This is a genomic window from Citrobacter sp. wls613 (assembly GCF_005281195.1).
GTDB lineage: Bacteria > Pseudomonadota > Gammaproteobacteria > Enterobacterales > Enterobacteriaceae > Citrobacter > Citrobacter gillenii.
On record NZ_SZXN01000056.1, the window covers coordinates 10082 to 19235 of the forward strand.

General features: G+C 52.9%; 9 protein-coding genes and 1 pseudogene. 8 read left to right on the forward strand and 2 right to left on the reverse strand.

Features of this window, described 5'->3' with window-relative positions; translation table 11 throughout:
• Positions 1-47: 47 nt before the first annotated feature.
• On the reverse strand, positions 48-1376 hold the full coding sequence (srmB, locus tag FDX01_RS10245; RefSeq protein WP_096756119.1) for an ATP-dependent RNA helicase SrmB: 1329 nt from the start codon (positions 1374-1376) through the stop codon (positions 48-50).
• A 130-nt stretch (positions 1377-1506) separates the two neighbouring features.
• Between srmB and trmN the strand changes: the two genes are divergently transcribed.
• Positions 1507-2244: a tRNA(1)(Val) (adenine(37)-N(6))-methyltransferase TrmN gene (gene trmN / locus FDX01_RS10250; protein WP_137399726.1), complete on the forward strand. Its 738-nt coding sequence runs from the start codon at positions 1507-1509 to the stop codon at positions 2242-2244.
• Here the strand turns inward: trmN and nadB are convergent.
• Positions 2229-3851 (reverse strand): L-aspartate oxidase, encoded by a 1623-nt coding sequence (gene nadB / locus FDX01_RS10255; RefSeq protein WP_137399727.1) that lies wholly within the window; start codon positions 3849-3851, stop codon positions 2229-2231. The genes trmN and nadB overlap by 16 nt on opposite strands.
• Positions 3852-4114: 263 nt before the next feature.
• Here nadB and rseD point away from each other — a divergent pair, with 263 nt between their 5' ends.
• The 7 genes and pseudogenes from rseD to FDX01_RS23715 all read left to right on the forward strand — a co-directional run.
• The gene (gene rseD, locus FDX01_RS10260; RefSeq protein WP_135911581.1) at positions 4115-4279 is read left to right on the forward strand and encodes a rpoE leader peptide RseD; all 165 of its coding nucleotides are present in this window, start codon (positions 4115-4117) and stop codon (positions 4277-4279) included.
• A complete protein-coding gene (rpoE, locus tag FDX01_RS10265; protein WP_003037573.1) occupies positions 4276-4851 on the forward strand; it encodes an RNA polymerase sigma factor RpoE in 576 nt (191 codons plus the stop codon). The genes rseD and rpoE overlap by 4 nt, the downstream gene beginning before the upstream one ends.
• A 31-nt stretch (positions 4852-4882) precedes the next feature.
• Positions 4883-5536 (forward strand): anti-sigma-E factor RseA, encoded by a 654-nt coding sequence (gene rseA / locus FDX01_RS10270; RefSeq protein ID WP_115257749.1) that lies wholly within the window; start codon positions 4883-4885, stop codon positions 5534-5536.
• A complete protein-coding gene (gene rseB / locus FDX01_RS10275) occupies positions 5536-6492 on the forward strand; it encodes a sigma-E factor regulatory protein RseB (RefSeq protein ID WP_117343490.1) in 957 nt (318 codons plus the stop codon). The genes rseA and rseB overlap by 1 nt, the downstream gene beginning before the upstream one ends.
• Positions 6489-6953: a SoxR-reducing system protein RseC gene (rseC, locus tag FDX01_RS10280; protein ID WP_115257751.1), complete on the forward strand. Its 465-nt coding sequence runs from the start codon at positions 6489-6491 to the stop codon at positions 6951-6953. The genes rseB and rseC overlap by 4 nt, the downstream gene beginning before the upstream one ends.
• Positions 6954-7219: 266 nt before the next feature.
• Positions 7220-9019: a translation elongation factor 4 gene (gene lepA / locus FDX01_RS10285; protein ID WP_096756125.1), complete on the forward strand. Its 1800-nt coding sequence runs from the start codon at positions 7220-7222 to the stop codon at positions 9017-9019.
• A gap of 15 nt (positions 9020-9034) precedes the next feature.
• A pseudogene (locus tag FDX01_RS23715) lies at positions 9035-9154 on the forward strand (S26 family signal peptidase); the annotation flags it as partial.

Below are 9154 nucleotides of genomic sequence, written 5' to 3' on the forward strand. Positions count from 1 at the left end.
TTGAAAGAAGGTAAAAAAATGCCGGGTTCATTAACCCGGCATACCGTTTACTCTTTGTCAGACTGCGGCGCGGCAGCTGCGCTCGGCTTGCGACGCTTGCCGATATTTTTGGCGTCGCGGTGACGTTTCTTCACGCGCGGCTTCTCTTTATCTTTCTCTTTTTTCTCTGCACGTTTCGCCAGCACTTTCTTGGATGGCTTACCGTTAGACTTCTCACTTGGCGCGCGCGTTGTTGGACGCAGTTCGTCAACCACGCGCGGCTTTAGCTGCTCGTCGACATAGCGACTCGCTTTGCCGAGCAGCAGGTGGTCGTGCGCTTCTACCAGAGAAATGGCGGTGCCTTTACGGCCTGCGCGACCGGTACGGCCAATACGGTGCAAATAGGCATCGCCACTACGCGGCATGTCGTAGTTAAACACGTGGCTGACATCAGGAATGTCGATACCGCGTGCCGCAACGTCGGTGGCAACCAGCACATTCACACGACCATCGGTCAGGCGTTTGATCGCTTCGTTGCGCTTGCTTTGTACCATCTCGCCTTCGAGATAGCAGTTGTTGATCCCCGCCTGGCGCAGCCAGCCAGCCAGCTCGTGCACGCGCTCGCGTTTACGCACAAAGACGATAGAACGCGTTGCTTCAGGCTGTTTTAACAGGTGAATCAGCAACGCTGTTTTGTGTTCGATATCATCTGCACGATAGTACCACTGATGGATCTTCTTACGTTCGCGGGTGGATGGATCCGCAGAAACCTCAACCGGATCTTCCAGCAGGCGCTCGGCAAAATCTTTAACCGCATTGCCTTCCAGCGTGGCAGAGAACAGCATGGTCTGCTTGCGCCAGCGGGTTTCACCGGCAATATGCTCGATATCCTGCGCGAAGCCCATATCCAGCATACGGTCGGCTTCATCGAGGATCAGCGTTTCAACCGCATGGCAGTCGAAGTTCTCTTCTTTAATGTATTGCAGCAGACGTCCGGTGGTCGCGACCACGATGTCCTGATTTTCGCTGAACACTTCCATATGGTTCATGTAGGCCACGCCGCCGGTGATGGTGGCGACATCCAGATGCGTATTCTTCGCCAGTTCACGGGCGTGATCGGCAACTTGCATTGCCAGTTCACGGGTCGGCGTCAGAATTAAAACGCGCGGTGGACCTGATTTTTTGCGCGGAAAGTCGAGCAGGTGCTGCAACACTGGCAGCAAATATGCCGCCGTTTTACCGGTGCCTGTCGGCGCAGAACCGAGTACATCACGGCCATCGAGCGCAGGTGGAATGGCGGCTGCCTGAATAGCTGTCGGGCGAGTGAAACCTTTTTCCTGGAGGGCATCCAGCAGGCTTTCATCGAGTTCAAGTTCGGAAAAAGTCGTTACAGTCATGTTCTACCTCTGTGTGGGGCGCTGATTATAGACGTTACGGCTGCAATCTTCATCTGTTTGTATGGATATACCTTCTCAGGTATTGTTTTTATCCTATGTTATCGTTTTTTTTCCAGGAAGGTTGTTTTTCATGCCCCAGTCTTCATCAGTACTTCGACGTAATGGGTTTACCTTTAAACAGTTTTTTGTGGCACACGATCGTTGTGCAATGAAAGTTGGGACTGACGGAATTTTATTGGGGGCCTGGGCCCCTGTCGCAGGCGTAAAGCGGATCCTTGATATCGGCACTGGGAGTGGTTTGTTAGCACTGATGCTGGCCCAGCGTACAGATAACAGCGTCCTGATTGATGCGGTGGAGCTGGATGTTGACGCCGCGCAACAGGCAGAGGAAAACATCACGCAATCTCCGTGGGGGCAGCGTATCCGGATCCATACTGAAGATGCTCAACGGTGGATACCTCGCCAGACCGTGCGCTTTGATCTGATTATCAGTAATCCCCCTTATTATGAGCAAGGCGTGGAGTGTGGTACGCCACAGCGCGAGCAGGCACGTTATACCACGACGCTCGATCATGCGGCGCTGATAACGCTGGCGGCGGACAGTATTACAGAAGAGGGCTTTTTTTGCGTGGTACTGCCGGAGCAGATTGGTAACGCTTTTACCCAGCAGGCATTAAACATGGGATGGCATCTGCGTCTGCGTACGGATGTGGCGGAAACCGAAGCCCGGCTGCCGCATCGGGTCCTGCTGGCTTTCTCCCCGCAGGCCGGGGAGTGCTTTAGCGACAGATTAGTGATCCGTGGGCCAGACCAGCGTTACTCAGAAGGTTACACCGCGCTGACCCAGGCATTTTATCTGTTTATGTGATGGCTAAGCGGCGAAAGAATAGAAGGGCCGGATTCAGGCAACTGCTCTGGATAATCCAGCGTGTAGTGCAGGCCCCGGCTCTCTTTACGCATCATTGCGCAGCGCACAATCAGCTCGGCAACCTGCACCAAATTGCGCAGCTCCAGTAAATTGTTCGACACGCGGAAATGGGCGTAATACTCGTCGATTTCCTGTTGCAGCATCGTGATACGCCGCAGGGCTCGCTCCAGACGTTTAGTGGTGCGTACAATGCCAACGTAATCCCACATAAATAGCCGCAGTTCATGCCAGTTATGCTGGATGACAACCAGCTCATCCGGATTTTCAACCCGGCTTTCATCCCAACCCGGAAGCGTGCTTACACTACGTGCGTAGGGCATTCTACGATCAATATCTTCAGCTGCAGACCAGCCGTAGACCAGGCACTCCAGCAGTGAGTTAGACGCCATACGATTTGCACCATGCAGCCCGGTGTAGCTCACTTCGCCGATGGCATACAGACCATCGACGTCAGTCCGTCCATAATCATCGACCATCACGCCACCGCAGGTATAGTGCGCAGCTGGCACGATAGGCACTGGCTCTTTGGTCAGGTCGATCCCCAGGCCCAGCAGCTTTTCATAAATCATCGGAAAATGCTGGCGGACAAATTCTTCCGGTTTATGACTGATGTCGATGAACATGCAGTCCGCACCCAGACGCTTCATTTCATGATCGATAGCACGCGCCACGATATCGCGCGGCGCCAGTTCACCACGCTCATCAAAGTCGGGCATAAAGCGTGAGCCGTCCGGGCGCTTCAGATGGGCACCTTCGCCACGCAGCGCTTCAGTCAGTAGAAAATTGCGCGCCTGCGGGTGATACAGCGCGGTGGGGTGAAACTGATTAAATTCGAGGTTGGCGACACGACACCCTGCGCGCCAGGCCATCGCAATTCCATCGCCTGAGGAGATATCCGGATTGGTGGTGTACTGATAGACCTTCGATGCACCACCGGTGGCCAGCACGACGGATTTGGCATGGCAGGTTTCGACGGCTTCTTTATTACGGTTCCAGATCCATGCGCCAACTACCCGGCGCGTGCCCGGCAAGCCGATTTTATCGGAGATGATCAGGTCCACGGCGTTGCTACGTTCCAGCACCTGAATGTTGGGATGATTTTGTGCCTTGCTGACCAGCGTGGTTTCGACCTCTTTGCCGGTGGCATCAGCCGCATGCAGGATACGTCGATGGCTATGGCCGCCTTCGCGGGTCAGGTGATAACTCTCTTCACCATTGGGCTGAACCTGCGTATCAAACAAAACGCCTTGATCAATGAGCCACTGGACGCACGTTCGGGCGTTGCTGGCGACGAACTCAACTGCATGGCGATCACACAATCCCGCGCCGGCAATCAGCGTATCCTCGACGTGAGAATCGATACTGTCGGTTTCATCAAAAACAGCGGCAATGCCTCCCTGGGCATAGAATGTAGAGCCTTCACTCACAGGCCCTTTACTCAGGACAATAACCCGATGTTTCTCAGCCAAGCGCAAAGCCAGTGAGAGTCCGGCAGCACCGCTGCCAATAATCAGCACATCACAGGATAATTCAGGCGTTGTATTCATGATTGTTGTTTAATTTACTAAACAGTGTTTGGTCACCATAGCACCACATTGTGCGAAACTGCACGTTATATTTTTAATTGTGTTGCAATGGCTAAACACGAAAGAAATTCATAGTGAGAGGTAAAGTATGAAAAATATTTTGTGTAGCAGGCCGTTAGCGTCAGATTAGGAGATGAAATAAAGTGCCCGTTGGGTTACTCTGCAAGCGGTTTAATGGGCATTTCTGTACAGATAGTGCGTTGATCGGGTTATGTAGACTTATAATGAGAGATAAGACCTGTCTACAACATGACAAACAAAAACAAATGCGTAACGGAACTTTACGAAACTTGAGCACTCCAAGTCATTGCTTGCTCATAGTGCAGCTGATGGAGTGGCGTTTCGAAAGCGCGTGGAAATTTGGTTTGGGGAGACTTTACCTCGGATGAGCGAGCAGTTAACGGACCAGGTCCTGGTAGAACGGGTCCAGAAGGGAGATCAGAAAGCCTTTAATTTACTGGTAGTTCGCTATCAGCATAAGGTGGCGAGTCTGGTTTCCCGCTATGTACCGTCGGGCGATGTTCCCGATGTTGTACAGGAAGCATTTATTAAGGCCTATCGTGCGCTGGATTCGTTCCGGGGAGATAGTGCTTTTTATACCTGGCTGTATCGTATTGCAGTCAATACAGCGAAGAATTACCTGGTCGCTCAGGGGCGTCGTCCACCTTCCAGTGATATAGATGCGATAGAAGCAGAAAATTACGAAAGTGGCGGTGCGCTGAAAGAAATTTCGAACCCTGAGAACTTAATGTTGTCAGAAGAACTGAGACAGATAGTTTTCCGAACTATTGAGTCCCTCCCGGAAGATTTACGCATGGCAATAACCTTGCGGGAGCTGGATGGCCTGAGCTATGAAGAGATAGCCGCTATCATGGATTGTCCGGTGGGTACGGTGCGTTCTCGTATCTTCCGAGCGAGGGAAGCTATTGATAATAAAGTTCAACCGCTTATCAGGCGTTGACGGTAGCGGGATACTGGAAAAGGTATTAGGCATGCAGAAAGAAAAACTTTCCGCTTTAATGGATGGCGAAACGCTGGATACTGAGTTACTCAAAGAGCTGACTCACGACCCGGAAATGCAAAAAACCTGGGAGAGTTATCACCTGATCCGCGATTCCATGCGAGGTGATACCGCCGACGTTCTCCATTTCGATATTTCCGACCGAGTAATGGCAGCCATCGCAGATGAGCCAGTACGTCAGGCGGCGCCATTGATTCCTGAGGCCCAGCCAGCACCACATCAGTGGCAGAAAATGCCATTCTGGAAGAAAATGCGTCCGTGGGCCGCTCAGCTTACTCAAATGGGTGTGGCCGCGTGCGTATCGCTTGCAGTTATCGTTGGCGTCCAGCACTATAATGGGCAATCTGAAACGTCCCAGCAGCCCGAAACGCCGGTATTTAATACATTACCGATGATGGGTAAAGCCAGTCCGGTGAGCTTGGGTGTACCTTCTGACGCGACGGCCAGCAGCGGCGGTCAGCAACAGCAGGTGCAGGAGCAGCGTCGTCGTATCAATGCTATGTTGCAGGATTACGAACTGCAGCGCCGACTGCACTCCGAACAGCTTCAGTTTGAGCAGGCACAGACACAGCAAGCCGCTGTACAGGTGCCAGGAATTCAAACTTTAGGAACGCAATCGCAGTAATGAAGCAACTTTGGTTTGCCATGTCACTTGTGGCTGGTAGCCTGTTCTTCTCTGTCAACGCCTCGGCCACTCCTGCGTCCGGGGCGTTATTGCAGCAGATGAATCTGGCCAGCCAGTCGCTCACCTATGAGCTGTCCTTCGTCAGCATCAATAAACAGGGTGTTGAATCCCTACGTTATCGTCATGCTCGTCTGGATAACCGTCCGCTTGCACAACTGTTGCAATTAGATGGACCACGCCGGGAAGTCGTACAACGTGGGAATGAGATCAGCTATTTTGAGCCGGGGCTCGAACCGTTCACGCTGAACGGTGATTATATTGTTGATTCTCTGCCATCTCTGATTTACACCGACTTTAAACGTCTCGCACCCTACTATGATTTTATCTCGGTAGGCCGAACCCGTATTGCCGACAGGCTTTGTGAAGTGCTCCGCGTCGTGGCGCGTGACGGGACTCGTTACAGCTACATTGTCTGGATGGACACCGAAACTAAGCTACCGATGCGCGTCGATCTTCTTGACCGGGATGGCGAAACGCTGGAACAGTTCCGCGTGATCGCTTTTACTGTGAATAGCGGCGTTGGAGACAGCATGCAGACGCTGGCAAAAGCCAACCTGCCGCCGTTGCTATCCGTTCCCGCAGGCGAGAAAACCAACTTCAACTGGAGCCCATCGTGGTTGCCGCAAGGATTCAGTGAAGTCTCTAGCAGCCGTCGTCCACTGCCGACGATGGACAATATGCCGATTGAATCGCGTCTTTATTCTGACGGGCTGTTCAGCTTCTCTGTGAATGTGAACCGCGCGCAGCAAAACAGCGCCGATCAGCTCCTGCGTACCGGACGCCGCACGGTCAGTACCAGCGTACGAGATAATGCCGAAATCACTATCGTTGGTGAACTTCCGCCGCAAACGGCGAAGCGCATCGCGGACAATATCAAGTTCAGGGCTGCACAATGATCAAAGAGTGGGCAACGGTTGTTTCCTGGCAAAATGGCCTGGCGACAGTCAGCTGTGACGTTAAAGCGTCGTGCAGCAGCTGTGCCTCAAGGGCCGGATGCGGAAGCCGTGTGCTGAATAAACTGGGACCGCAGACAACGCACACCATTGTGGTGCCTAGCGTTGAACCGCTGGCTCCCGGTCAGAAAGTTGAGCTAGGCATTGCTGAAGGCAGCCTGTTGGGCTCGGCAATGTTAGTCTATCTGTCTCCGCTGGCGGGGCTGTTTGTTTTTGCCGCATTGTTCCAGGTGTTGTTTGGCAGCGATATCGCCGCGTTAAGCGGTGCGATACTGGGCGGTGTGGGTGGATTCCTGATTGCTCGTGGTTTCTCACGCAAGCTGGCTGAACGTGAGGCCTGGCAACCGGTGATTCTCAATGTTGCTCTCCCGCCTGACCTTCTTCGCGTCGAAACACACCAGTGATATATAGGCCTGATGGCGCTGCGCTTATCAGGCCTACAGGACCGTTACTACGTAGGCCTGATAAGCGCACTTTCGCCGTACTTCGGTAAAAGTTTCACTGACTTTGCTAAGTTGTTTCCAGTTCCCGCCATCCTTGCTCTATGAACATTTCCTCGCCTCAGCGTTGTAGTGTAGAATGCGGCGTTTCACTTAAACCGACGTTAAGCTCAGAACAGCGACTTCTCAAAGCCTGCCCAGGCAGGCGTAAGGCACAATAATTACACTATATGAAGAACATACGTAACTTTTCAATCATAGCTCACATCGACCACGGTAAATCAACGCTGTCTGACCGTATTATCCAGATCTGCGGTGGCCTGTCTGACCGTGAAATGGAAGCGCAGGTTCTCGACTCGATGGATCTTGAGCGTGAGCGCGGTATTACTATCAAAGCGCAGAGCGTGACGCTCGATTTCAAATCATCTGATGGTGAAACCTACCAGCTTAACTTTATCGACACGCCGGGCCACGTTGACTTCTCGTATGAAGTTTCGCGCTCGCTTGCCGCCTGTGAAGGCGCTCTGCTGGTGGTTGACGCCGGACAGGGTGTTGAAGCGCAAACGCTGGCTAACTGCTATACCGCCCTGGAAATGGATCTCGAGGTGGTGCCTGTACTGAACAAAATTGACCTGCCGGCTGCCGATCCTGAGCGTGTAGCGGAAGAGATCGAAGATATCGTCGGTATCGATGCGACAGATGCGGTTCGTTGCTCGGCGAAAACCGGCGTCGGCGTGACCGACGTTCTGGAACGTCTGGTGCGCGAAATTCCGCCGCCGGAAGGTGACCCGGAAGGCCCGCTGCAGGCGCTGATCATTGACTCCTGGTTCGATAACTATCTGGGTGTGGTCTCGCTGGTACGTATTAAAAACGGCACCATGCGCAAAGGCGACAAAATCAAAGTGATGAGCACCGGGCAGGTGTATAACGCTGACCGTCTGGGGATCTTCACGCCTAAGCAGGTTGACCGTACCGAACTGAAGTGCGGCGAAGTGGGTTGGCTGGTTTGTGCGATTAAAGACATCCTCGGTGCCCCGGTCGGCGATACGCTGACTCAGGCACGTAATCCGGCAGATAAAGCGCTGCCAGGATTTAAAAAGGTGAAACCGCAGGTTTACGCCGGTCTGTTCCCGGTCAGCTCTGACGATTACGAAAACTTCCGTGATGCGTTAGGTAAGCTGAGCCTGAACGATGCCTCCCTGTTCTATGAACCGGAAAGCTCTACCGCGCTGGGCTTCGGCTTCCGCTGTGGCTTCCTTGGTTTGCTGCACATGGAGATCATTCAGGAACGTCTGGAACGTGAATACGATCTGGACCTGATCACCACTGCACCGACCGTTGTTTACGAAGTTGAAACCACGGGTAAAGAGACTATCTATGTCGATAGCCCGTCCAAACTGCCGCCGCTGAACAACATCTATGAGCTGCGCGAGCCGATCGCTGAGTGTCATATGCTGCTGCCTCAGGCATATCTCGGCAACGTTATCACGCTGTGTATCGAGAAGCGTGGCGTACAGACCAACATGGTTTACCACGGTAACCAGGTGGCGCTGACCTATGAAATCCCGATGGCAGAAGTGGTGCTCGACTTCTTCGACCGCCTGAAGTCAACGTCTCGTGGCTATGCGTCACTGGACTATAACTTCAAACGCTTCCAGGCCTCTGACATGGTGCGCGTTGATGTTCTGATCAACAACGAGCGTGTTGATGCGCTGGCGCTCATTACCCACCGTGATAACTCACAGAGCCGCGGCCGTGAGCTGGTGGAAAAGATGAAAGAACTGATCCCACGCCAGCAGTTTGATATCGCGATTCAGGCAGCCATTGGTACGCACATCATTGCGCGTTCAACGGTTAAGCAGCTGCGTAAAAACGTTCTGGCTAAGTGCTATGGCGGTGATATTAGCCGTAAGAAAAAGCTGCTGCAGAAACAGAAAGAAGGTAAAAAACGCATGAAGCAGATCGGTAACGTCGAGCTGCCTCAGGAAGCGTTCCTCGCCATTCTGCATGTCGGTAAAGACAGCAAATAATCCTAAGGAGTTGGCATGGCGAATATGTTTGCCCTGATTCTGGTGATTGCCACACTGGTGACGGGCATTTTATGGTGCGTAGATAAATTTATCTTTGCGCCAAAACGCCGAGAGCGTCAGGCAGCGGCACAAGCC